The organism is Sphingobium aquiterrae (genome assembly GCF_037154135.1).
GTDB lineage: Bacteria > Pseudomonadota > Alphaproteobacteria > Sphingomonadales > Sphingomonadaceae > Sphingobium > Sphingobium aquiterrae.
Window position 1 is genome coordinate 163982 of the sequence record NZ_JBANFL010000011.1, and the last position, 24108, is coordinate 188089.

General features: G+C 62.6%; 23 protein-coding genes, 1 tRNA gene and 1 pseudogene. 13 read left to right on the top strand and 12 right to left on the bottom strand.

The window, feature by feature from the left end; translation table 11 throughout:
• Position 1 precedes the first annotated feature (1 nt).
• Both rutA and WFP78_RS13540 read left to right on the top strand, forming a co-directional pair.
• Positions 2–1060, top strand: a complete 1059-nt coding sequence (rutA, locus tag WFP78_RS13535) for a pyrimidine utilization protein A (RefSeq protein ID WP_336963157.1) — start codon at positions 2–4, stop codon at positions 1058–1060.
• Between the two features lie 105 nt (positions 1061–1165).
• Entirely contained in the window at positions 1166–2566 is a 1401-nt protein-coding gene (locus WFP78_RS13540) for an L-serine ammonia-lyase (protein WP_336963159.1), read from the top strand.
• A 36-nt stretch (positions 2567–2602) separates the two neighbouring features.
• On the opposite strand, the gene WFP78_RS13545 is transcribed toward WFP78_RS13540, so the two are convergent.
• Positions 2603–2923, bottom strand: coding sequence for a chorismate mutase (locus tag WFP78_RS13545; protein ID WP_336963162.1), 321 nt, complete (start codon positions 2921–2923; stop codon positions 2603–2605).
• A 180-nt stretch (positions 2924–3103) separates the two neighbouring features.
• On the opposite strand from WFP78_RS13545, the gene WFP78_RS13550 reads away from it, so the two are divergent.
• From WFP78_RS13550 to WFP78_RS13575, 6 genes are all read left to right on the top strand, one after another.
• Entirely contained in the window at positions 3104–3373 is a 270-nt protein-coding gene (locus tag WFP78_RS13550) for a hypothetical protein (protein WP_336963164.1), read from the top strand.
• Positions 3374–3588: 215 nt separating this feature from the next.
• Positions 3589–4203 (top strand): 30S ribosomal protein S4, encoded by a 615-nt coding sequence (gene rpsD / locus WFP78_RS13555; RefSeq protein ID WP_336963167.1) that lies wholly within the window; start codon positions 3589–3591, stop codon positions 4201–4203.
• A 212-nt stretch (positions 4204–4415) separates the two neighbouring features.
• A complete protein-coding gene (locus tag WFP78_RS13560; RefSeq protein ID WP_336963169.1) occupies positions 4416–6101 on the top strand; it encodes a M28 family metallopeptidase in 1686 nt (561 codons plus the stop codon).
• A 333-nt stretch (positions 6102–6434) separates the two neighbouring features.
• A complete protein-coding gene (locus WFP78_RS13565; RefSeq protein ID WP_336963172.1) occupies positions 6435–7883 on the top strand; it encodes a L,D-transpeptidase family protein in 1449 nt (482 codons plus the stop codon).
• A gap of 3 nt (positions 7884–7886) precedes the next feature.
• Positions 7887–8264 carry a hypothetical protein gene (locus WFP78_RS13570; protein WP_336963175.1) on the top strand — a complete coding sequence of 126 codons (378 nt, stop codon included), beginning with the start codon at positions 7887–7889 and terminating at the stop codon, positions 8262–8264.
• 201 nt (positions 8265–8465) lie between these two features.
• Positions 8466–9128 (top strand): murein L,D-transpeptidase catalytic domain family protein, encoded by a 663-nt coding sequence (locus tag WFP78_RS13575; RefSeq protein WP_336963177.1) that lies wholly within the window; start codon positions 8466–8468, stop codon positions 9126–9128.
• Between the two features lie 26 nt (positions 9129–9154).
• Here the strand turns inward: WFP78_RS13575 and WFP78_RS13580 are convergent, their stop codons facing one another.
• Positions 9155–9625, bottom strand: coding sequence for a DUF6265 family protein (locus WFP78_RS13580; protein ID WP_336963178.1), 471 nt, complete (start codon positions 9623–9625; stop codon positions 9155–9157).
• Positions 9626–9729: 104 nt separating this feature from the next.
• Here WFP78_RS13580 and WFP78_RS13585 point away from each other — a divergent pair, with 104 nt between their 5' ends.
• Positions 9730–10716 carry an agmatine deiminase family protein gene (locus tag WFP78_RS13585; RefSeq protein ID WP_336963180.1) on the top strand — a complete coding sequence of 329 codons (987 nt, stop codon included), beginning with the start codon at positions 9730–9732 and terminating at the stop codon, positions 10714–10716.
• Between the two features lie 66 nt (positions 10717–10782).
• Complete coding sequence (gene aguB / locus WFP78_RS13590; RefSeq protein ID WP_336963182.1) at positions 10783–11631, top strand: N-carbamoylputrescine amidase; 849 nt, start codon at positions 10783–10785, stop codon at positions 11629–11631.
• On the opposite strand, the gene WFP78_RS13595 is transcribed toward aguB, so the two are convergent.
• Positions 11619–12308, bottom strand: a complete 690-nt coding sequence (locus WFP78_RS13595; RefSeq protein WP_336963184.1) for a uracil-DNA glycosylase — start codon at positions 12306–12308, stop codon at positions 11619–11621. The two genes, aguB and WFP78_RS13595, sit on opposite strands and share 13 nt — an antisense overlap.
• Before the next feature lie 23 nt (positions 12309–12331).
• Between WFP78_RS13595 and folK the strand changes: the two genes are divergently transcribed.
• From folK to WFP78_RS13610, 3 genes are all read left to right on the top strand, one after another.
• Positions 12332–12967, top strand: coding sequence for a 2-amino-4-hydroxy-6-hydroxymethyldihydropteridine diphosphokinase (gene folK / locus WFP78_RS13600; protein ID WP_336963216.1), 636 nt, complete (start codon positions 12332–12334; stop codon positions 12965–12967).
• A tRNA-Lys gene (locus WFP78_RS13605) sits at positions 12923–12998 on the top strand. The genes folK and WFP78_RS13605 overlap by 45 nt, the downstream gene beginning before the upstream one ends.
• A 416-nt stretch (positions 12999–13414) precedes the next feature.
• A protein-coding gene (locus WFP78_RS13610) for an IS3 family transposase (RefSeq protein WP_336963188.1) occupies positions 13415–14562 on the top strand; the annotation gives its coding sequence in 2 pieces (ribosomal slippage) (positions 13415–13673 and positions 13673–14562; 1149 coding nt in all).
• Positions 14563–14807: 245 nt separating this feature from the next.
• Here WFP78_RS13610 and WFP78_RS13615 read toward each other — a convergent pair.
• The 9 genes and pseudogenes from WFP78_RS13615 to WFP78_RS13655 form a co-directional block, all read right to left on the bottom strand.
• Positions 14808–16010 (bottom strand): IS256 family transposase, encoded by a 1203-nt coding sequence (locus WFP78_RS13615; RefSeq protein ID WP_336963191.1) that lies wholly within the window; start codon positions 16008–16010, stop codon positions 14808–14810.
• Positions 16011–16092: 82 nt separating this feature from the next.
• On the bottom strand, positions 16093–16257 hold the full coding sequence (locus tag WFP78_RS13620; protein WP_336963194.1) for a hypothetical protein: 165 nt from the start codon (positions 16255–16257) through the stop codon (positions 16093–16095).
• 540 nt (positions 16258–16797) lie between these two features.
• Positions 16798–18078 carry a glycosyltransferase family 4 protein gene (locus tag WFP78_RS13625; RefSeq protein ID WP_336963196.1) on the bottom strand — a complete coding sequence of 427 codons (1281 nt, stop codon included), beginning with the start codon at positions 18076–18078 and terminating at the stop codon, positions 16798–16800.
• The gene (locus tag WFP78_RS13630; RefSeq protein ID WP_336963220.1) at positions 18078–18683 is read right to left on the bottom strand and encodes an ABC transporter ATP-binding protein; all 606 of its coding nucleotides are present in this window, start codon (positions 18681–18683) and stop codon (positions 18078–18080) included. Before WFP78_RS13630 ends, WFP78_RS13625 begins: the two co-directional genes overlap by 1 nt.
• 44 nt (positions 18684–18727) lie before the next feature.
• Entirely contained in the window at positions 18728–19522 is a 795-nt protein-coding gene (locus WFP78_RS13635) for an ABC transporter permease (RefSeq protein ID WP_336963199.1), read from the bottom strand.
• Positions 19523–19534: 12 nt separating this feature from the next.
• Positions 19535–20644 (bottom strand): KpsE/RkpR family capsule polysaccharide export protein, encoded by a 1110-nt coding sequence (locus WFP78_RS13640; RefSeq protein ID WP_336963202.1) that lies wholly within the window; start codon positions 20642–20644, stop codon positions 19535–19537.
• Between the two features lie 180 nt (positions 20645–20824).
• Positions 20825–21544: a fatty acid desaturase CarF family protein gene (locus WFP78_RS13645; protein ID WP_336963204.1), complete on the bottom strand. Its 720-nt coding sequence runs from the start codon at positions 21542–21544 to the stop codon at positions 20825–20827.
• 83 nt (positions 21545–21627) lie between these two features.
• The gene (gene wecC / locus WFP78_RS13650; protein WP_336963207.1) at positions 21628–22932 is read right to left on the bottom strand and encodes a UDP-N-acetyl-D-mannosamine dehydrogenase; all 1305 of its coding nucleotides are present in this window, start codon (positions 22930–22932) and stop codon (positions 21628–21630) included.
• 253 nt (positions 22933–23185) lie between these two features.
• Positions 23186–24025, bottom strand: a pseudogene (locus WFP78_RS13655) (IS3 family transposase); the annotation flags it as partial.
• Between the last annotated feature and the right edge of the window lie 83 nt (positions 24026–24108).

Sequence of the window (24108 nt, forward strand, 5' to 3'; positions counted from 1 at the left end):
AATGCAAGTCGGCGTTTTCGTACCCATCAACAATAATGGCTGGCTGATCAGCGAGAACGCCCCGCAATATAAACCCAGCTTCGACCTGAACAAGGAGATCGCGCTGCGGGCGGAGAAGCATGGGCTCGACTTCCTGCTTTCCATGATCAAGCTGCGCGGTTTCGGCGGCAAGACGGAATTCTGGGAATATGGGCTGGAAAGCTTCACGCTGATGGCTGGCCTCGCAGCGGTGACGGAGAAGATCAAGATCTTCGCCACCTGCCCCACGCTCATCATCCCGCCGGCCTTTGCGGCGCGGATGTGCAACACCATCGATTCGATCAGCCATGGCCGCTTCGGCCTCAACCTCATCACCGGCTGGCAGCCGCCCGAATATACACAGATGGGCCTGTGGCCGGGCGAGGAGCATTTCCGCAGCCGCTACAAGGTGCTCGATGAATATGCGCAGATATTGCGCGAGCTTTGGGAAACCGGATCGTCCGACTTCAAGGGCCAATATTATCAGATGGACGATTGCCGCGTATGGCCGAAGCCCGGCGCGGACATGAAGATCATCTGCGCGGGATCGTCCGACGACGGCCTCGCCTTTTCCGCCAAATGGGCAGACTATGCCTTTTGCCTGGGCAAGGGCGTGAACACGCCGACCGCCTTCGCCTTCAACAATGAGCGACTGGCTGCCGCCACGGCCAGGACCGGGCGCGCCGTGTCCGTCTTCGTCCTCATCATGATCATCGCGGCGGAGACGGATGCGGAAGCGCAGGCGAAGTGGCAAAGCTATAATGACGGCGTGGACATGGACGCCATCGCCTGGCTCGCCGATCAGGGCGGGAAGGATACCGTGAACAAGGATACCAATGTCCGCCAGCTCGCCGCGCCCGAAGGCGCCGTCAACATCAACATGGGCACGCTGGTCGGCAGCTATGAAAGCGTGGCGCGGATGCTGGATGAGATGGCGGCGGTGCCCAATACCGGCGGCGTGCTGCTGACCTTCGACGATTTCGTGGAAGGCGTGGAGGCGTTCGGCACCCGCATCCAGCCCCTGATGCAATGCCGGCGCTGACATGGTGGCATTATCCGGCATTATAATGGCGCGGGGCATGGCGGCTATTGATTGATAACCCGTTCTACGGTTGACCTTCCCCCAGCCGTTGCACGATAGTCCCGCATGACCGAGAATATAACCGTTCGCGCCAAATCGCGCATAGACAGTTCCATTGCCATCAGCGTGACGGAGCTGTTCACCATCGGCGTCGGCCCGTCCAGTTCCCACACCGTCGGACCGATGCGCGCCGCGCTGATGTTCATGGAAAGCCTGCCGCGCGAGCCCAACCGTGTCTGCTGCGAGCTTTACGGATCGCTGGCGCTGACGGGGCGAGGTCATGCGACCGACAGTGCCGTCCTGCTCGGCCTGTCGGGCGCGCGCGCGGAAACGGTCGATCCCGACAGCATCGCCGATCAGGTGGCGGCCATCCGCAGCGATCATCGCATCCGCTTCGGCGATTGGGACATCCCTTTCGACGAGGCCGCCGACCTGGTCTTCCACATGGGCACCTTTCTGGAAGCCCATTCCAACGGCATGCGCTTTACCGCCGAATTCGAGGACGGCGCGCCGATTGCCCGCGAATATTATTCCATCGGCGGCGGCGCCGTCCTCTCCGGCGCGCCGGTGGAGGATCGCAGCCTTGTCGGCCATAACCGCGTCCAGCCCTTTCCCTTCGCCTCGGGCGCGGAGATGCTGGCACAAGGCGAGGAAACCGGCCTCTCCATCGCGACGCTGGTGCTCCGCAACGAGGAAGCCTGGCGCCCGCGCGCCGAGACCGAACTGTTCCTGGATCAGGTGGCCGATGCCATGCATGCCTCCATCGACCGGGGCCTGCGGCAGGAGGGCATGTTGCCCGGCGGCCTGCGCGTGCGGCGACGCGCGAAGAGCATCCATGCCCGACTGCGCGCCGGGCAGGACAATATGCAGCCCGCCGAGGTCTTCGAATGGGTCAGCCTGTTCGCGCTCTCGGTGAACGAGGAAAATGCCGCCGGCGGCCGGGTCGTCACCGCGCCCACCAACGGCGCGGCGGGCGTCATCCCGGCAGTGCTGCGCTATTACCGAAAATTCGTGCCCGGCGCCGACCGCGAAGGCGAGCGCACCATCCTACTGACGGCGGCGGCCATCGGCTTCCTCTACAAGAAGCGCGCGTCGATATCCGCCGCCGAAATGGGGTGTCAGGGCGAAGTGGGCGTGGCCTGCTCCATGGCGGCGGCGGGCCTTGCCGCCGTGCTGGGCGGCACCAATGCGCAGGTGGAGAATGCCGCGGAGATCGGCATGGAGCATAATCTGGGCCTGACCTGCGATCCGATCGGCGGCCTCGTCCAGATCCCCTGCATCGAGCGCAACACCATGGGCGCGGTGAAGGCGATCAACGCCGCCTATCTCGCACTGCAGGGCGATGGCCGCCATATCGTCAGCCTCGACGCGGTGATCGAGACCATGCGCCAGACCGGCGAGGACATGGCGAGCCGCTACAAGGAAACCAGCCTTGGCGGCCTCGCCGTCAATGTCGTGGAATGTTGAGAATGGCGCGGCGCTGGCCGGTGGCCAGACCGGCGATCAGTCCGCCGCCGTGCCCCGCAATTGGTCGAATGTCGCCATCTCATAGGCGATGGACCCTTCGACCAGCCGCTCCCACATCTGCGCGATGACGTCCGCCGGCAGGTTCAGCGTACCGGCCTCGGCCACGGCATTGTCGATGACCTGCGCCTTGCGCGCTTCGTCCCGCACAAGCGCGCGATCCGGCTTGATGCGCGCCGCCGCGCGCATATAGCCAAAGCGTTCTGCAAGCAGCGCGACCAGCCGCCGGTCCACATCATCCACGCCGGCGCGAACCTGCGCCATGGTTTCACAGGCATCGGAATTGGTGATTTCAGCCATGCAGCCTCCCTAGGCGCGGGCACGGATGAAGTCGAGAGGGCGCGTCGCCAAAGCGCCGGCACTGTATCGCGATGCAGCATTTCCGGCCTTGACGAAAGAACCGCCGCCCATTTCTATAGCCCCATACGCAATCAAGGAGGACGCGCCCGGCGCGCCTTCCCCATCGAAAGAGTTTACCCGATGACCATGATTCTGCGCGCCACCGCCATGGCCGCCCTGCTTTCCGTCGCCCTGCCCGTATTTGCCGCGGACAAGGCGCCATCGACAGAAGCGCCATCGGTCGATGACAGCCAGAAGGTCGTCTGCCATAGCGAGCCGGTGCTGGGATCGATCATGTCGCGCAAAAGGGTCTGCAAGACCAAGGCAGAATGGCGCGCCTTCAATGCCGACACCACGCGCAAGCAGGAACAGATCCTGCATGGCCTGGGGAACATCAGCCCGGCCAACTGATCACCCCCGCGCGGCCGACGCCTCCACGTGCCGCCCGGACATCCAGACTTGACTCTCGCGCCTTCCCTCTTCATAGGCGCGCCTTCGCAATTGGCCCCGCACCCCGGTGAAGCGGTGGCCCTGCCCCCTGAAATATGGGACGCGGGCGAAGACCGGGATTGATGCCGTACCGGCAGCGGTGCGGCTGATGTTGTTGGCAATTGAAGGAAATTACGATGTCGAAGCGCCATAGCGCCAAGTACAAACTCGACCGCCGCATGGGCGAGAATATCTGGGGTCGCCCGAAGAGCCCGGTCAACAAGCGTGAATATGGCCCCGGCCAGCACGGCCAGCGCCGCAAGGGCAAGATGTCGGACTTCGGCATCCAGTTGCGCGCCAAGCAGAAGCTGAAGGGTTATTATGGCGACGTGACCGAGAAGCAGTTCAAGAAGAACTATTTCGAGGCATCGCGCATGAAGGGCGACACCGGCCAGAACCTGATCGGCCTGCTGGAGCGCCGCCTGGACGCGGTCGTCTACCGCGCCAAGTTCGCGCCGACGATCTTCTCCTCGCGCCAGCTGGTTTCGCACGGCCACATCTATGTGAACGGCGTGAAGTGCAACATCGCCAGCCGTCTGGTGAAGCCGGGCGACGAGATCACCCTGGGCAAGAAGGCGCAGGAAATGGCGCTGGTCATGGAAGCGCAGGGCCTGGCCGAGCGCGACATCCCCGACTATATCGCCCCCGACGGCGCCGCCAAGATCACCTACACCCGCGTCCCCACGCTGGACGAAGTGCCCTATCCGGTGAAGATGGAACCCAATCTGGTTGTCGAATTCTATTCGCGCTGATCGATCGGTTTTCCGAGCAGACAAGAAAGGGCGGCACCGCAAGGCGCCGCCCTTTTTTCGTTGCCTTGTTGGCGAAGGCATGGGGCTTCGTCCCTGAACCATATCTTTTTTCAGGCTCCACCGGCGACCCCGTCTGTTGAAAGGCGCGATCCTTTGCTTGCCACTGCCGTTCGGCACGATATGCATCTGGTCGATAACAGGAGCTTACACCCATGCATCGCCCTTCCGGTCTGGCCATCGCCGTTGCAGCCTCTCTCACGCTTGCCGCCTGCGCGACGACGACAGGCACAGGCGTGACCGTTGCGCCGACGCCCGCCTCTGCCCCCGCCACCCCCTCCGCCGACACGATGAAGCGGCTGGTGCAGGAGCTGTCGTCGGACGCCTTTGAGGGGCGTGCGCCCGGAACCATCGGAGAAGAAAAGACGCTGGCGCTGCTCGTCTCCGAATTCCAGAAGCTGGGCCTTACGCCCGGCAACAAGGGCAGCTGGTTCCAGGACGTGCCGCTGGTGGAACTGACGGCGACCAAGGTCAGCCCCCTCAGCTTCTCCGGCGGGAAAAGCACGATCACCGCCGCCTATGGGCCGGAGATGGTGGCCGCCACCTACCGCGTGACGCCGCATAGCGCGGTGAAGGACAGCCCGGTCGTCTTCGTGGGCTATGGCATCAACGCGCCGGAAAAGGGCTGGAACGACTATGCCGGGGTCGATGTGAAGGGGAAGACGGTCGTCATCCTCATCAATGACCCGGACTATGAGAATGCGGACCTGACCGGGCCGTTCAACGGCCGGGCAATGACCTATTATGGCCGCTGGACCTATAAATATGAGGAAGCCGCGCGGCAGGGCGCGGCCGCCGCGATCATCGTGCATGACACGGTGCCCGCCGCCTATGGCTGGAATGTCGTGCAATCGAGCTGGACGGGCGCGCAGCAGGTGGCGGACGCCGCCAATGGCAATATGGACCTGTTGCCGATCATGAGCTGGCTGCGCAAGGACAAGGCGGAGGCATTGATGGCCAGCGCCGGGCTCGACCTCGCCACCCTCACCGCCGCCGCGAAGAAGCCGGGGTTCAGGGCCGTGCCGCTGGGCAAGGTGAAGGCCAGCGTTTCGCTGGACCAGACGGTGCGCAAGCATCTGTCGAAAAATGTCGTCGCCATCCTGCCCGGCAAGACCCGGCCCGATGAATATGTGCTCTATTCAGGCCATTGGGATCATCTGGGCCGCTGCGAGGCGGCGCCAGACGGCGACGACATCTGCAACGGCGCGATCGACAACGCCACCGGCACCGCCGCCCTCGTCGCGCTGGCGGAGGCCAATGCGAAGGCCGGGCCGACGGACCGCAGCCAGCTGTTCCTGGCCGTGACGGCGGAGGAATCCGGCCTGCTGGGATCGGCCTATTATGGCAACAACCCGGTGCTGCCGCTCAGCCGGACGGTGGGCGGCGTCAATATGGACGCGCTCAGCATGGCCGGTCCGGCGCGCAACGTGATCGTCATCGGCAAGGGCAAGTCGGACCTTGACGCCTATCTGGACCGTGCGCTGGCCGCCGAGGGCCGTGTGGCGACGGCCGAGCCGACCCCGGAAAAAGGCTTTTACTATCGTTCCGACCATTTCAGCCTGGCGAAAAAGGGCGTGCCGATGCTCTATTTCGAGGGCGGCAACGATCTGGTGAACGGCGGCGTCACGGCCGGGGAAGCGGCGGCGAAGGAGTATGAGGAGCACCGCTATCACGGCCCCAAGGATGAATATGATCCCCATTGGGACTGGACGGGCGTGATGTCCGACCTGCGGCTCTATTATACGATCGGCCGCGAACTGGGGAACAGCACCGCCTGGCCGAACTGGGTGGATGGCGACGAATTCCGGGCGATCAGGGACCAGAGCCGGGCGGGGAAATAACGCGCCCTGTTCATCGGGCTCCCGTTCATCGGCCGGACATGCCGGTTGTGCTGGAACGGGCGGAACGGACCATGACGTGACATAATGTGACATCAATTGCCTGACAGGGGATATTTCTTGCACCGCGCGCGCTTCCCGGCGGGAAAGAGCCGGGACGATCACAAGCCCTGCCGACATGATCGGAAGGGCTGGCGGCCGGGCCAGCCACGGCGCGGCGTTGACGGCGCGGCAACCGCGCTCCCGTCCTCCACGCCTGACAGGATATGCCGGATTATGCCCATCTGCTCTTTGATCGCCGGGCAAGGATGGTCTATCCGGTCCGCCATGCCTTCCATGTTCACATCCCTGTCGACCGCCGCGCCCCTGTTCGCGGCCCTGCTTTCCAGCGCCGCGCCGGCACAGAAAATGCCCGTGCAGCTGCTTCCCCCGGCACAGCCGCCAGCCGTTGTCCAGACGGTGCCGCCGGCCCCGCCGCCCGTCATCGCCCCGCCGGTGCCGATTCCGCCGCTGTCGTCCAGCCAGAAAGCCTTTCTGGCGGCCTGGGTGAAGGGTGGCGACGCGCAGGGGCTTGGCAAGGCGCAGCTCGATGACCGCGCCCTGTCTGGCGACATGCTGGTGCAGGCCGCGCTGGACCGTGCCCATGCGCTGCACAGCGGCCGGGTCGACACCGCCGATTTCCTGGCGATCTGGGCACTGCGGCCAGCCCCCTATGACGCCCGCCCCGCTCTGGCGCAGGCGGTTGCCCAGGACCGGCTGCAGCAGTGGACGGAGAGCCTGACCCCGCCCTATGCCGGCTATGACGGCCTGCGCCAGGGGCTGCAGACCTATCGGCGCATACGCGACGAGGGCGGCTGGGCAAGGCTTTCCACCGGTGCCGCCGAAGGTGCCGTCCGCCAGCGCCTGGCGATCGAGGACAAGACCGGGGGGGCCGGCGAAAGCCTGGTCGCGGCCCTGCAGCGGGCGCAGCGCCGCTATGGCCTGAAACCCACCGGATTGCTGGACGCGGCCACGCTCGCGGCGCTCAACGTGCCGGTCGAAAGCCGCATCGCGTCGATCATGGCCAATATGGAGCGGTGGCGCTGGATGCCCCGCGACATGCCGGTCAACCGCGTGCAGGTGAACATCGCCGCCGCCGTGCTGACGGTGTTCGAGGGCGATCGGCCCGTCACCTCGATGAAGGCCGTGACCGGCCGGCCCGGCAATGAAACGCCGATGCTGGCCAGTTCCATCCACTCGGTCGTCGTCAACCCGCCGTGGAACGTGCCCTCCTCCATCGCCAACAAGGAGCTTTGGCCGCAGGGACGCCAGACGCTCATCAAAAAGGGATACAGGTTCATCAAGACGCCCGATGGCGGCGAACGGCTGCAACAGGCGTCGGGGCCGGCCAATTCTCTGGGCCGGCTGAAGTTCGATTTCGACAACCCCTTTGCCGTCTATCTCCACGATACGCCGGCGCGCGGCAAATTCTCCAGCTATGACCGGCTGGCCAGCCATGGCTGCATCCGCCTGGAAAAGCCGGTGCCGCTCGCCGAACTGATGCTGCAGGGCAGCCCCGATTTCGCGGGCAAGGTGCAGACGCTGATCGACGCCGGCAAGACGCAGCGCGTGTCGCTGCCGCAGCAAGTGGCGGTCTATTTGTTGTACTGGACCGCCTTTGCGGGGGGCAATGGCGTCATGAACTTCCGCGAAGACCCCTATGGCTGGGACAAGCTGCTCGCCGCGAAGATCGAGGCATCGAGCCAGAGCGCCCAGTCGACCATCGCCGCTTCCAAGGAGCCCTGAGCAATGCCTGTCCGCCTTCGTCGCCTGACCATGTTGGCGCCCTCCCTGGTGCCGTTGCTGGCCGCGATGGCCCTTGGCGCCTGCCACGACCGGGAGCCCGAGCAGCAGCCCTTCGATAACGACGCGAACGTCGTAGAAAATATCGCGCCGGAAAATATCATGCCCGCGCCCGAGCCCGACAATGCGCAGAATGCGGCCAAGCCTGCCCCGCCGCCGGAGATTTCCGACGAGCAGCAGATGCTGGACGACGCCGCCGCCGTCGGCATGACCGCCCGGCTCCCCAATGGCGAGAACGGCGGCCAGCATCCGGACGCGCCGGTGGAACGCAAGGGCGGCGACGCGGCGAGCGGGAACAGCCAGGAACTGGGGCAGATCTACTGACGTCAGGATTTCCGCCGGGAAGGGTCTGCGCAAACGCCCGAACACTCTCCTGATGCCTGCAGTCGGCAATCCGATATGTGCGGGGCTGATGGAAAGGACGGGAGGCCCACAAGCAATGGACCGCCAACAACCATCGCGTTTCATGAACGCACCGCCAAACAGGGCTTGGGCTCCAGGCGCGACCGGGTTATATTGGGGTCGATGGACAGAAGAGCATTTACGCGGTTCGCCCTGACGGGTCTGGGCGCCGCCCTGTTTCCCGCCTCGCTCTGCCGCGCCGCATTGCTGGCGCCGGGCGGCCAATCGCTCCTGCCCGGAACATCGCCTCTGCCCGGATCGGTGCCCTATCAGGCGCTGCTGGAACGCGCCAGGGCGGCGCTCGACCGTCATCAGGGGCGCATTGCCCTGCGCGACCGCGTGGGGCTGGCGGATTTCAGCGCGGCGTCGAAGGACCTGCGGTTCCACATCGTCGATCTGGAGGGTGGCAAGGCCACATCCTATCTGGTGGCGCATGGCCGCGGCTCCGACCCGGAGCATTCGGGCTGGCTGCGCAGCTTTTCCAACGACATGGGCTCTTTCGCCACGTCGGACGGCGCCTATGTGACCAGCGAGGTCTATGAAGGGCAGCATGGGCAATCCATGCGCCTGATCGGCCTCGACCCGCAGAACAACAATGCCGAAGCCCGCGCCATCGTGATCCACGGCGCGGATTATGTGAGCGAGAATTTCCTCGTCCAATGGGGCAAGCTCGGCCGCAGCGAAGGCTGCTTCGCGCTGGCGCAGCATATGGTCCCCACGGTGCTCGGGCAGTTGGGCAATGGCCGCCTGCTTTACGCCGACAAGGTGCAGCTGAGCCAGGCATAGGCCGGCCGCTCCTGCGCCGCCGCCTTCTATTCCGCCATCCGCCGGTAAACCCAGTGCATGGCCTTGCTGCCATCCATGAGCGCCGTTTCCGCATGGAGCGCGCCACCCTCACGCCAGTAGCGGATGCGCTGCGGATAATCATGCGCGGGATTGGCGAAGGTGATGTCGCTCGCGCCCTGCGTGACCATCGGGAAGGCCACCGAAGGGCCACCGCCCGGCGATGCGTGAAAGGCGATTGTGCCGTCCTTCCCTTTCAGGATGCGCGTCGCTTCCCAGGAGGAAAGCACCTCCCCCTTGCCGCTGCGCCCCGCCCCGATCATGATGCCGCCGCGCGGGGGCGTCCAATATTCCTCCGTCCAGCGATCGCCCTTCGCCTCCAGCCAGGCACCGGCCATCCATTCCGGCATGGGCCGGGCGGCCTTTTCTTCCGCCACGGCAGGAGAAGGCGCCGCAACACTCAGGGCCAGCGCAGCCCATATCCATCCCCATATCGTCATATCCATCCCCCCTCACATCCCAGGGCTGTCTTTCACGGCGCAGGGAGGCTATGGCACCCGCGCCTGCAATGCCACCCCGTTCCCATCGCTTACGGAGCCCCGAAATGACATACCGCATGCCCGCCGAATGGGCGCCGCACGACTGGGTGTGGATCGGCTTTCCCAGCAATGCCGCCGAATGGCCCGATGTCTTCCCGGAGGCACAGCGGCAACTCGCCGCCTTTGCCGATGCCGTTCATGCCGGCGGACGTGGCGAGGCGGTAAGGCTGGTCGCCGCGGATGAGGCCAATGCCGCCATCGCCCGGTCGCTCGTCGGCCCCGGCGTTGTGGTGCAGGTGGAAAAACATGGCGACGTCTGGCTGCGCGACACCGGGCCGATCTGCGTCAGCAACGGCAACGCCCGCGCGCTGGTCGATTTCGGCTTCAACGGCTGGGGCGGCAAATATGTGATGGAGGGGGATGAGGATATCGGCGCCCGCCTCGCCGCGCAGGCCCCCGGTCTGCCGCTCTCCACCCAACCCTGGATCTTCGAGGGCGGCGCTGTCGACACCGACGGCACCGGCCTGTTCGTCACCACCGAACAGTGCCTGCTCAACCCCAATCGCAATGCCGATCTGGATCGCGGCAAGATCGAGACGCTGCTCGCCGGCGCGCTCGGCCTGTCCGACATGCTGTGGCTGGGCGACGGGTTGATGAACGATCATACCGACGGGCATGTGGACAACCTTGCCCGCTTCGTGGCGCCCGGCGTGCTGGCGATCCCCGAGGCGACCGATGCGGACGACCCCAATGCCGCCATCTATGCCGATGCGCGCGCGCGGGCGAAGGCGCATGGCGTGGAGGTCGCCTCCATCCCCTCGCCCGGCCTGGTGCTGGTGGATGGCAAGGCGATCCCGGCGAGCTACATGAATTTCTACATCGGCAACGCCGCCGTGATCGTGCCCGTCTATGGCCGCCCCAATGATCAGGCGGCGCTCGATGCGCTCAAGCCTTTCTTTCCCGGCCGGGATATTGTCGGGCTACGCAGCGACGCCATATTGAGCGGCGGCGGCAGCTTCCACTGCACCAGCCAGCAGATGCCCAGCGCCTGACCTGTTTCCATTCGGATATCCCTTCGAAGCTCACAGAAAAGCTGGCAGAAGGGTGGAGACCCGCGAATGACCCATGTGACCGTTGCCGCCCTTCAACTCGCCTTTTCGGACGACATCGGCGAGAATATCGCGCTGGTCGCCACGCATGTCCGCAAGGCGGCGGCGCGCGGCGCGAAGATCATCCTGCCGCCCGAACTGTTCGAGGGCCCCTATTTCTGCCGGCATGAGGATGAGGCGTTGTTCGCCAACGCCCGGCCGCTGGGCGAGCATCCCGCCGTGCTGGCGATGCAGGCGCTGGCGAAGGAACTGGAGGTCTACATCCCCACCAGCTTCTTCGAGCGCGACGGGCAGCATCATTATAATTCGCTCGCGATGATCGACGACCGCGGCGAGATCATGGGCGTCTATCGCAAGAGCCACATCCCCGATGGGCCGGGTTATGAGGAGAAATATTATTTCCGCCCCGGCAATAGCGGCTTCAAGGTGTGGGACACCAAATATGGCACCATCGGCATCGGCATCTGCTGGGACCAATGGTATCCCGAAACCGCCCGCGTGATGGCGCTGATGGGCGCGGAAATGCTGTTCTTCCCCACCGCCATCGGCTCGGAACCCTATGATGCGGACCTCGACACCAGCCGCATGTGGCGCCGCGCGATGGTGGGCCACGCCGTCAGCAACTGCATGCCGGTGATCGCCGCCAACCGCATCGGTGAGGAAGAGGGCCAGAAATTCTATGGCCACAGCTTCATCACCGACGAATGGGGCGATTTCGTCGCCGATGTCGGCCATTGGGAAAGCGGCGCGCTGGTGGCGACGCTGGACCTGGAACAGGCCCGCAGGCACCGCGCCGGCATGGGCTTCTTCCGCGACCGGCGGCCGGAGCTTTACGGACGCATCGCTCAGGACATCTGATCGCGCAGCGCCGTCGCCCGCGCGAACACCGCCTCGAACATCTCGGGCGTCAGGCGGCCGGTATTCTGATTATATCGGGAGCAGTGATAGCTGTCGATCAGCACCCGCCCGTCGGGCATGCGATGTTCGGCCAGATGGGCGAAGCGCGCCTTGGGCAGCTTGCCGCCCAGCACCTTCACCGCCGATTGGTGGGCGATCTGGCCCAGCGCCACGAAGATGCGGGCATGGGGCAGCGCATCGACGGCCCGGGTGAGGAACGCGCGGCAGGTGCGCACCTCTTCCGGCGTCGGCTTGTTCTCCGGCGGCAGGCATTTGACGGCATTGACGATGATCGCGTCCTTCAGGGTCAGGCCATCATTGACGCGGCCTTCATAGGCACCCTCGGCAAGACCGCTTTTGAGCAGCGTCTGGAACATCAGCGGGCCGGATCGGTCGCCGGTAAAGGGTCGGCCGGTGCGGTTGGCGCCCTGCATGCCCGGCGCAAGGCCGATGATGGCGATACGGGCATCGCGATCGCCAAAGGCCGGCACCGGCGCGTTCCACCATTTGGGGAATGCCGCCCGACACGTTTCACGATGGGCGACCAGGCGCGGGCAGAGGGCGCAATCATGCGGCGGCTCGCTATCGGGCACGGGGCTGACGATGAGGGGATGGGTCGGGGGGCTGGTCAGGGACATGGCGCCGCGATAGGCCGAGCGGCATGGGTTACGCAAGCTATGCCATCGCCATCGGATCGAACCGCCCGCTTTCGGCGCGGCTTTCGCCTGCCGTCATCGTGCGCCGGGCGATGGCGGCGCTGAACGCAGCGCCGCTGCGCTTGCGCGCCCTCTCCCCGGTCATGTCCAGCCCGCCAATGGGGCCCTCCGCGCGCATCTTCGCCAATGCCGCCGTCGTGGTGGAAACGATATTGCCACCCCCTGCCCTGCTCCGTCACCTGAAGGCGCTTGAACGCCATTTCGGCCGGAGCGCAGGCCGCCGCTGGGGCGCGCGCACGCTGGATCTCGACATCATCCTGTGGAGCGGCGGACGCTGGCGGTCCCGCTCGCTCACCATCCCCCATCCGGCATGGCGGAAACGCGATTTCGTGCTGACGCCCCTAGCCGCCATCGCCCCCGACTGGCGCGACCCGTGGGGCGGCCTCTCCGTCCGCCACCTGCATGCGCGGCTAGCCAGGGCGCGGCCCTGCACAGGCACGCACGCAAAGCACCCATGCAGGCCGAGCAAAGGCCCGTACAAAGGATTGACCGCACTCCCGTCCTTCCCTAGTGGAAGCCGCATACGGCATCGCGCCGGGCCCTTAGCTCAGTCGGTAGAGCAACTGACTTTTAATCAGTAGGTCGCTGGTTCGAATCCAGCAGGGCTCACCACTCAGTCCGCAGACTTCCACCCTTGAGCGGTCTCTGCCTGACGCCTCCAAAATTCCCCGCTCTTTCCGCAGGTTTGCGGAGGGCGGTTGCCGGTCTGTCGGCCTCAGAGACACATTGGCACCGGCTTGGAACTAGAATTGGCGGCAATTTCTCTGCCGCCAATTTCGCGTCCTAAAAGTGCGTGAGGGCTTAGATAGCCGGGAATCCGAGCATCATGCGCTGCCTGGTCCAGCAAAGCGGCAGTGCGCCAAGGCGCGAGAGCGTGCGCGCGGTGACCTGACGGGGCTGTCGGCCATCAAGGATGACTCGGATGATGTCGGGAGCCAGATAAGCTAGCCGGGCGGTGCGCTCGATATGGCCTGCTGCCGGTTTGGTGGACACCGAGATAAGGTGTTTTCACCTATCGGAGAGCAGGAATGCAGAGAAGGAAGTTCAGCCGCGAGTTCAAGCTCGAGGCGGTAAGGTTGGTTCGTGAGCGGGGTGTTGCTGTTGCGCAGGCTGCCCGTGATCTGGACGTTCACGAGAATGTGCTGCGTAAATGGGTTCGGGAGTTATCCGCCGATCCGGTGCAGGCCTTTCCCGGCAATGGCCAGATGAAGCCGGAGCAGTTGGAGATAGAGCGGCTGCGCCGCGAAGTGGCCAAGCTGAAGGCGGAAAGAGACATACTAAAAAAAGCCGCCGCCTACTTCGCGAGGGACTCGATATGAAGTTCAGCTTTATCGCGAAGCACCGAGGGATCTGGCCGGTGGCATGGATATGCGGGGCGCTCGGTGTTTCGCGAAGTGGCTTTCATGCCTGGCTGACACGCGCCTCGTCGCAGGGGTCGCGGGATGATGAGAAGATCGGCGCCAGGATCAGGGCCAGCCATATCGGTAGCTATCGCACCTATGGTGCGCGTCGGGTCTGGCACGACATCCTTGCCGAAGGCTATCAATGTGGTCTGCACAAGATCGAGAGGCTGATGCGCGAACAGGGCCTGAGGGCACGTCCGCGTCGTCGCGGTCTTCCCAAAGATCAGGGCGAGCGATCCGTCATTGCCGACAATGTGCTGGATCGCCAGTTCACGGCCGACAGGCCCAACCAGAAATGGGTGGCGGACTTCACCTATATCTGGACCGCAGAACGATGGCTCTACGTGGCCGCTGTCATCGACCTGTTTTCACGTCGCGTGGTGGGCTGGTCGATGAGCGACAGCATGACGGCGCAACTCGTCACGGATGCCCTGATGATGGCAATCTGGAGGCGTGGAAAACCTGACGCCCTGTTGCATCATTCGGACCAGGGCAGCCAATACACCAGCGAGCAGTTCCAGCGGCTCATGGCAGATAATGGCGTCACCTGTTCGATGAGCAGGTCCGGAAATTGTTGGGATAATGCCGCCATGGAAAGCTTCTTCTCATCCCTCAAGACCGAGCGGATCGGCAAGAAGGTTTACCGAACGAGAGCGCAGGCTAAGGCGGACGTGTTCGACTATATCGAATGCTTCTATAATCCGACCCGCCGCCACTCCACCCTCGGATATCTCAGCCCCATAGATTTCGAACGGGAAGCTGGTGTAGCCTGATTGAGCCTATCTCGGTGTCCGCCAAACCGGCAGCAGGCCACAGTGGCGTCGATGAAGTAGCTGGAAGCCTCGTCCAGAGTTAATTCAATTCGCGGGCGATGACCACGATCAAAGTGGTTTTAGGCCCGTGTGTGGCTGCATACCAGTTACCGCGTCGTCGGCGACGTGTCGGGACCTGGGGCGTCATAATCAGCGCCCGCCTGCGGGACTGTCAGGAATTTCGTGTGTGGCGAGGCGGTTGACCATCAGGCCGTCATGGCCCTGATGAAACGTTCGCCGAAGAGCACGGCAAATTGCGCCTTCGCCATGTTCCACTCACGCGGGGGCATTTTCCACTCTTTCTCCGATCGGTTCAAGATCAGATATAGCAGTTTGGTGGCAGCCTCATCGTTGGGGAAATGCCCCCGGGCACGGACAGCGCGGCGCAGCTTGGAATTGAGGGCCTCTATCGAATTGGTCGTATAGACGATCCGCCTAACCTCGTCGGGAAAGGCGAAGAATGGGATGACCTCGGTCCAAGCCCGACGCCAGCTTTGGCCGATAGCCGGGTACCGCTGGCCCCAGAAGCTGGCTTCGAAGGCGGTCAGCGCCTCCTCGGCGGCTACGGCATCGACGGCACGATAGATGGCCTTCAGGGCTGTTCCGAGCGTTTTGCGATCTTTCCACGCCACGAAATCCATAGAATTGCGCAGCAGATGAACGATGCATGTTTGAACCATGGCTTCGGGGAAGACGGCGGTGATGGCGTCGGGAAAGCCCTTCAGGCCATCGACGACGGCCAGCATGATGTCCTCGACGCCGCGGTTGCGCAGTTCGTTCATGACGCGCAGCCAGAATTTGGCGCCTTCATTCTGCTCCAGCCATAGCCCAAGGACCACCTTGGTGCCGTCAGCCATGACGCCCAGGGCAATATGGATCGCCTTGTTGCGAACCATGCCCTCATCGCGGATTTTCACCCGGATCGCATCGAAGAAAACCAGCGGATAGGCTGGGTCCAGAGGCCGCTGCTGCCAGGCCGCAACCTCCTCCAGCACCGCGTCTGTGATCGTGCTGATCAGATCAGGCGAGGCATCGATGCCATACAGTTCGCGCAGATGGCCCGTGATCTCGCGGGTGCTGATGATCTTGTCATCGAAACCAGGAAAGCGGCGCTGGTATTTGGCGATCAGCTGCGGATCAAAACTGCCCGCCCGATCGCGCGGCACTTCAATCTCGATCCGTCCCCCGTCGGTTGTCACCGTCTTGCGACCATAGCCGTTCCGGCTGTTGCTTCCTTGCTCCTCCTGGCCAAGATGGTGATCCATCTCCGCGTTGAGAGCCCGTTCGGCAAAAGCCTTCTTCAGGGCATCGAGCAGGCCGCCCTGGCTGAGTGCCGCAGCCGCGTCAGTGCCAGCCAGCAGCTGGTCGAGAATGTCGTTCGGTATCGAAGGTTCTTTGCGTCGTGACATGCTGGGTCTCCTTGTTGCCCACTATGCCTCGTCGCACACGAAATTCCTGACAGTCCCCGCCAGCTCTCCACGAAGGCGAACCTCACGGTTGCTGGCTCGCGAAAACTGCGTGCCCTTTTAGGACATCCCTCTCCTCCCCGAACATATGGCTCTCAAGGTGAAGCTGTTCATTCTCGCGCACCAAATCAGCAGCAACCCACTCACGCGGCAATCGGCTGGTCAGTGCAATCCGCACCGCTTCCTGCATGACGCCCCATGTTGGCAGTTCGAGGAAACAGCCAGCAGACGATCCACTTATCCGTTGCCGATCCCTGTTCAGACAAACCTAGCCACCTCTGTGTGTCATGATCGGGCCATCATGAAAAGTCGGTCATTGAATCCGGCCCCTAACACCCTGTCCGAATTTCCGGCACCACCTCAAACGATTGAGCCTCGCCAATGCGGCCTTCACCGGAGGGCTACAAGTATCTCGTTCCCGCACTCAAACCCAGCAACGTCGTCGTCCTCGACAACCTGTCCAACGCAGGAAGCCGCATAATCAGAAGCCGCTCAAAATACTCATCGTAGCGAAATTATGATCACCTTGGAAGGTGATGATAAACAAGACTGTAGATTTCATAGCCACACTGGAGCATTGATGATACAATTCCCATACCTCTCCCTACATAAAACATTTCTAAACCATAGAAAACAGAGAATTTATTGGTAGCAACAACCATGCACTTAGCCTCAATAACCATCTCAATAGAAAACTGATGCCGAATAGCTAACGATTGCTGCAATGTAGTCAGGCAGAGATATTTCTCCCCGACGCCTGGGGCAACAAGAGCAGCCCAAGAGTCCTGACGAGTTGGTCTGTTGCCACTTGCCAGTCCATGATTTCTGCGGCATCGATCCGCTCCTCCTCGCGAAGCGCTCCGGCGTCCACGCATCGGACAATCGCTTCGGCCAGTGCGCCCGGCGCATCGTCTGCGAAATAGTGCATGCCGGGACGCTGCAACTCCCGGAAAACCGGCAGATCCCTTGCCAGCACTCGCCGACCGAAGCGTTGCGCCTCGATCACGGGAAGACCAAAGCCTTCGTCACGCGACGCAATCAGGACACAACGACAGGCACCATATAGCCGCGCCAGATATTCGTCGCTCGCATCGGAAAGGTGGAAAAGTTGCGTTCCAGCCATCGGATGCCGGGCAAGCCTCACCTGCAGATCTTCGGTCTTCCAGCCCGCCTTGCCCACAATCACCAGCCGCCAGTCGCGGTCCGGGCAAGACGACCATAGATGCTCCATTGCCGCTAATGCGAGCTCATACGCCTTGCGCGGTTCGATCGTGCCGACCATCAATATCGTGGGCGCATGCCTCATCCCGGACAGGAAATCCTCGGCGCCGACAGGCAGACCCCGGCTTGGACCAGTCGTTTGCAAGTCAGCGCCCAGCAACAACCGCTCCACTGCGATCCCCTCGACCTTGCGAGGATAATTCGTGCCGATCCAGCGCCGGAACTCGCCCGCCACATGATCTGAAATGCACAGCACACCGTCCGCATGATCGGCGATGAAACGCAGCCATCGACGAAAATGCCGTACGCCACCTGCCGTGAACCAGTCCGGATGGGTTGCCGGCAGAAGGTCATATACGACGATGTGGCACGCCACACCCCTCGCTCGCCATCGCCGCATCATCGCCCCGCACCGCGGCAGGATGTGGGCGGAAAGGTCCAGGCCCAGGAAGACGTCCCCTGCCTTGACGGACACAGGCATCGCCGATCCGCTGGCATCGACATCACTCGACTGCAGGACATCGCGCGGTGCGTAGCGATAGTCCCCGGGGCCAGCAGCAAAGACCGGACGAACTGCGAAGCCCTCCCCTTCCACATCGAGCAGGTGGAGCAACACACCCCTGACGACGCGCTGAATACCTGTACGGGCGTCATGCTGCCTGATCGTTGACACATCGACCAGCAACTGCCGTTGCCCATCTTCCGGGGTGGGCGGCACATCAGAATCGCTGTCGGATCGGGCCCATATTCTGGAAAATATCACAGCGAGCGACGCGATGACGCCCGCCATCAATGTGCCGCACCGCTGTAAAATGCGTAAGCTTCGTCCAGATCGTCGAAGGGCGTCAGAATGCCATCGATCAAGACCGCCGCCTTGTCGCAATGATCGCGCACATAGGCGACATCATGCGACACGATGATCATTGCCCGATCCGCCCGCTTCTCGAACAGCTCGATATGGCATTTAGCATGAAAGCGAGCGTCACCGACCGCCACGATCTCATCGATCAGGAAGCAGTCAAATTCCACCACCATGGAAATGGCGAATGCCAACCGCGCACGCATGCCGGCGGAATAGGCGCGCACCGGCTCCTTGAGATAGCGCCCGAGTTCGGAAAACTCCTGAACGAAATCGACACTGTCTTCCGCCGACTTTCCGTAGAGACGACAGATGAACCGCAGATTGTCGTAGCCGGTCAGCGTCCCCTGGAAGGCGCCACCGAAAGCAAGCGGCCAGGAAACGCTCATCCCCCGGCGCACCTCGCCGGACGTAGGATATTCGGCGCCGCTGATCAGGCGGATCATCGTGGATTTCCCCGACCCGTTCCGGCCCAAGATGCCGACCTTCTCACCAGGTCCCACGGTGAGGTTCACATCTTGGAGAACCTTCACCATACCGCTTCGCGTAGGGTAGCTCTTGTTCACATTCTCAAGCTGTATCACTCCGGGATCACCGTCTTGCTGATGATGCGAACCTGAATAAGCGCAACAATGCTCAATCCAAGGTTGCAAAGCGCCATATAGGCCATGTCATAGTGCGCTATGATCTTCGATCCGAAATAACCTTCGCGAATGAATTCCACGCCATGCACCATGGGCAGAAGCAGGATGTACTTCTGCGCCTCAGGCGGCAATGCGTTCACCGTGAACGCTGCGCCCGAGAGCGGGAAGAGCAAATAGGCCGCAGGATGCCATAGCTTTTCGACCAGCTCGGAGCGCTCCGCAATCGCGCCGAGCGATATCGCCAGCGCGCTCCCGAACCATGCAAGCATGAACCACCCACACGCCACCTGCAGCATATCCTCTGGCGGATCAATCAGGCCGAGGAACACCAGCATAATAGACAGGACGACAAACGAGATGGTTGCGCCGATCCCTTCAAGGATCACGCGCGCAGCAAAGATGTCAATCACCTTCACATAGCGATGATACATCAAGGCGAGATTGGGCGCGACCGCACCGATACAGCGTGACGGCATATTTCGCCAAAGAAGCACACTGGAATATCCGGTCAGCGCGAATGCCGCGATCGGCAGGTTTGACCCGTGGATCGCCTTACTAAGCGTCCACAGGGTTGTCACACCCAGCGTGAACATCATCGGCTCCACAAACAGCCACAAAAAACCGATATTGTGCCGACCAAACCGCGTCAGCACCTCACGCATCAGCAGCGCGCCGACGACGCGCTTCTGAAGCATCCAGGAATGGGCCAGACTATTTCCTTCGGTGGACATCTGACGCCTCGATCAATCCTTATGTTCGCGAAGACCAGCCAGAAGCATCGTGACGATACCCCAAGCCACCAGACCAAGTACGAACGTCGCAAGGATACCGCGCATACGCCGCGGCTCAAGCGCCTTGTCAGGCATGTTTGGCTGAACGATGCGCTCGACATAGACCTGCTTGCGACGCGCCTCGTTTCGAGCTTCCTCGAGCGATGCCATCGCGCTTGCCAACTGCCGGTCGGCGAACTGGCTTTCCAGCTGCAGACGCTGATAGCGCGCCGCGCTTCCCGCCAGCGAACCGCGATTGCCAGCCACCTGTTTCATCGCAGAATCGATCTCGTCGCCCAGGCTGGCGACGCGGGACTGAAGCACCTCGATCTGCGGGTTGGCCGGGGTGAACGCACGCAACTGGACGAGTTGAGTCTTCGTGGTGATCAGTTCATCCTGCAGCTTGGAAATGAGCTGCAATTGCACCGTGGCCTGGCGCTCGGGATCAACCACGCCTTCACGATTGCGATAGCTTGAAAGCGCGAGCGCCGCTTCACTCGCACGCCGCTCCGCTTCGCTGACTTCCCGGCTCGCAAAACGTATAAGATCGTCCCGCCCGCGCTCGTTCAGCCGATTGACCAGCGCCTCGCTCTGCTCGAGCAGCTTCTCATTGATCTGGTAGGCGTCCTTGGGTGTGTAGGCTCGCACAATCAACTGTGTAATCGAGCTTGTGGTATCAAATTCGACTTTGACCGTCTTGTCGAAATATTTGAAGAGAGATTCAAAGCTGTCCGAACGGCCGATGCCGGGAAAGCGATTGATGAAATCGATTTCCGGCCGCGAATAAGCGCTCCGAAAGAAATTGCCTTTGTTCAGGGCAGTGAGCGCATCACGCGATTTCGCATAGTCCTGCACGGCGAACACTTCGTCGCCAGCTTTGGCAAAGCCCGCTGATTTCAGAAAAAAACCCAATCCCGAAGCAGATTGCTTTTCAGGACTGCGCACCACAAAGCGCGATTCCGATATGTAGACATCAGAACCGATCAGACCAAAATAGAGAATGGACAGGATGGTCGGAATGACAACCGTCAGAACGAATATGGGCCCCATTGTTCTTATTCGGCCCAAAATATTATCCCACATAAAATCATCCAGCTCGTATGCGAATTTGATTATTCGACGGCTTCACGGCAAGCCAATGAAAAGGCATCCAGAACACACGATCAAATTTTCAGCTCGTCCCTGTGCCCGCGCGCGAAAAGCATTGCAACATTTTCCGATGTCAAGACGCCAAACAGATGGCAGACCCGTCACCGTCCTTTTTCACCCCACGGGCTCCAGCCCCTCGTCCCGTAGCCAGCGACGCCGATATGCCAACGCGAACAGCGCGTTCAGCAGCGGATTACTCCAGCCGCAATTAGTGCTGAAGTCGCGTTTCAGCGTGTCGTGGTGAAGCTGGTGCGCTCGCGGCGTCATCAACAGCCCAACACGCCGCATAGCACGCACGATCCAGACATTATGTTCGCGATGTAGCGTGCCGTGGAAATATTGGGCGAAGGCACCACCCAGCAGCAAGGCTGAAAAGCCGGCAACAACCCAACCGGGGATGGTGAGCCCCCATGACGGCAGCAGGAGACACACGATGTTCAACGCCATCGACAGGGGCAGCGCGCCAACCACAACCGTCGATCCGATCAGGCGCGTGACGCCCCTGCGGCCCAGCGCGTTCGGCCTGGGATGATGGTTCTTGAAATCATAGATCAGCCGCTCCAGCGGGTTGATTCGCGTCATCGCGGCCCGGAACATCGCCTGATATTCCTCGCTCTCGCGCGATCCTTCATAGAAATAGATGCGGTCCAGCCCGACGCCGACGGCACAAGGCCGATAGTCCATATACATGTGGACAAGGCCGGAGAGCATGTCCGCCACATACCATCCCAGCAACAGTGCCGGGATCGCGAGCCAATGAGGATCTGCGAGCGCGAATCCGATATTGGCGGCCAGCGACAGGAAGAACAGGACGAGCACGACGCGCATCAGCATCGCCGCGCCTTAGCAGAGAGGCGCGACGCTTCCAATAGCCCCCAGGATGCCACGGAAGGGCGGCGCCACGCCGCCCGGAGCAATCAGGCCGCGCCGGCGATCCGTGGACGCGAGCGAGCCGGCTCGCTCGGCTGGTCGGACCAGATGCCGCGGGTGTCGTACACAACCTTGTCGGCCCGTTCCTCCAACGGCACGGACTTAAACAGGTCATGATCGACCAGCACGATGAACGTCGCGCAGCGTTCCAGCGCGCTGTCGATGTCGATCAATTCCGCGCCCGTCCCGGCAAAATCCATCGGCAGGTCGGTCGCATAGGGCTCGACCAGCTTGATGCGGCGGCCATAGCGGCGGGCCAGGCGCGCGGCGACCTTCACCGCCGGGCTCTCGCGAAAGTCGTCGATATTCGCCTTGAAGGCGAGGCCAAGGCAGGCGATGTCACCCGCCGGCGCATCGTCGATCAGGTCGGAGGCGCGGGCGACGACATGGTCGGTCTTCGCGTCATTCACCTCCCGCGCGGTGCGGATGATGCGGGCGTTCTTCGGATCGCCATGCACGATGAACCACGGGTCCACCGCGATGCAGTGGCCGCCCACGCCCGGCCCCGGCTGCAGGATGTTCACGCGCGGATGGCGATTGGCGAGGCGGATCACCTCCCACACGTCGATGCCCATCCCTTCGGCAATTACAGACAGTTCATTGGCGAAAGCGATGTTGACATCCCGAAAGCTGTTCTCGACCAGCTTCACCATCTCCGCGGCGCGGGCCGTGGTGGTGATGCACTGGCCGCGCACGAACTGGCGATAGAAGGACAGCGCCTTGCGGGCGCAGCGCGGGGTGATGCCGCCGATGCAGCGATCATTGTCGATGAGTTCCACCAGGATGCGACCGGGCAGCACGCGCTCGGGACAATAGGCGATGGAAACATCCGCCGCGGCCGCCCCGCCCTTGCCCGGCATGCGCAGATCGGGGCGCAGGTCCGCCAGCAGGTCGCGCATCGCCTCGGTCGTGCCGACGGGCGAGGTGGATTCGAGGATCACCGTGTCCCCGACCTTCAGCACCGGCGCGATCGTGCGCGCGGCGGCAAGCACATAGGAGATATCCGGCGCATGATCCTCGGACACCGGCGTCGGCACCGCGATGACGAAGACGTCGCTCGCTTCCACCTGCGTCGAAGCCCGTAGCGTGCCGCGCGAGACCACGCCCTGCACCAGCCCGTCCAGATCGACTTCCTCGATATGCACGCGGCCGTTGTTCACCGTCTCCACCACATGCGGGCTGACATCGACGCCCAGCACCCGCATGCCCGATCGCGCGATCAGCGCGGCGGTGGGCAGGCCGATATAGCCAAGACCAATGACGGAAACCTGTTTTTCAACATCGACGGGCATGACAATCCTCGAACCACCAGCGCCACACGTTCAGCGGCGCAATCAATGTTCGTCGTGATGCCTGTTAAATCTGAAGATTCGGGTAATGGCTATGGCGGGACAACAAACTGGGGTTGAAGAAAACTCGGCCATTTATAAAATGTGACGTTCTCCCCCCCCCCGGGTTGTTACAAGTCAGAGGTGGAGTCTTCCCCCTTGTAACCTGCACCCCGATCCTGGCCCCCCCGCCTGGGGCCGATCCAGTATTCCAACGTCAGGGCGGGCCATTTGCCACTGATGCGGATAGCAGCGATATCGGCGGATTGTTGCCGATCGCGCTATGCGGTCGTACTTCGTTATAGTCTCTACGCCAAGCTTCGCATTTTCGGACCGCGTCATCGAGGCTCATGAACCAGTGCGCATTCAAGCATTCTGCCCGGAACTTGCCGTTGAAGCTTTCGATGAACGCATTGTCGGTCGGCTTGCCAGGCCGCGCACACCTTTCATGTAGGCCCACAGATCGAGCTCGCGGGAGATGAACTCACTGCCCTGGTCGACTCTGATCGATGCTGGATAACCTACCTTGGCACAGACCCGCTCCAATACCTCGATCACATCCGGTGCCCGGAAGCGGAACCGCGGTTCGACAGCCGGCGAGAACCGGCTGAAAGTGTCGACCACTGTCAGGATGCGTAGCTTCGGTCTCGTCGCGAGCTGGTCATGGACGAAGTCCATGGCCCAGACATTATTGACTCGGAAGACTGCGCAGTGGCCTTCCCTCAGCTTGGCTTTGACCCGCCGTCTGGGCGCTTTCTTGCGCAGTTGCAGCTCCATCTCTAAACTCGCTTGCCGTTGATCTCCCAGCCTTCGCGCCGGAGCAGCACGTGGACACGGCGATAGCCGTAGCGAACCCGCGTCTCCGCGATCTCCCTTATGCGCTTCTTGAGGTCGGCTTGATCGGTGCGGCAACCACGGTAGTGGTAGCTTGATCGTTCCGCCCGGAGCACAGCGCAGGCCCGCCGGATGCTGACCTGCCATGTGCTCCGAACATCATCGACCAGCTGGCACCGCCGATCAGGCCTCAGAGCTTTCGCGAGACGACATCCTGCAGCATGGCCATTGACGTGCTCCCCATTTCTCCTCCGGTCATAACTGGAGTCCGGGGTTATCATCGTGCCCTTGCGGGCGGGGTTGCAC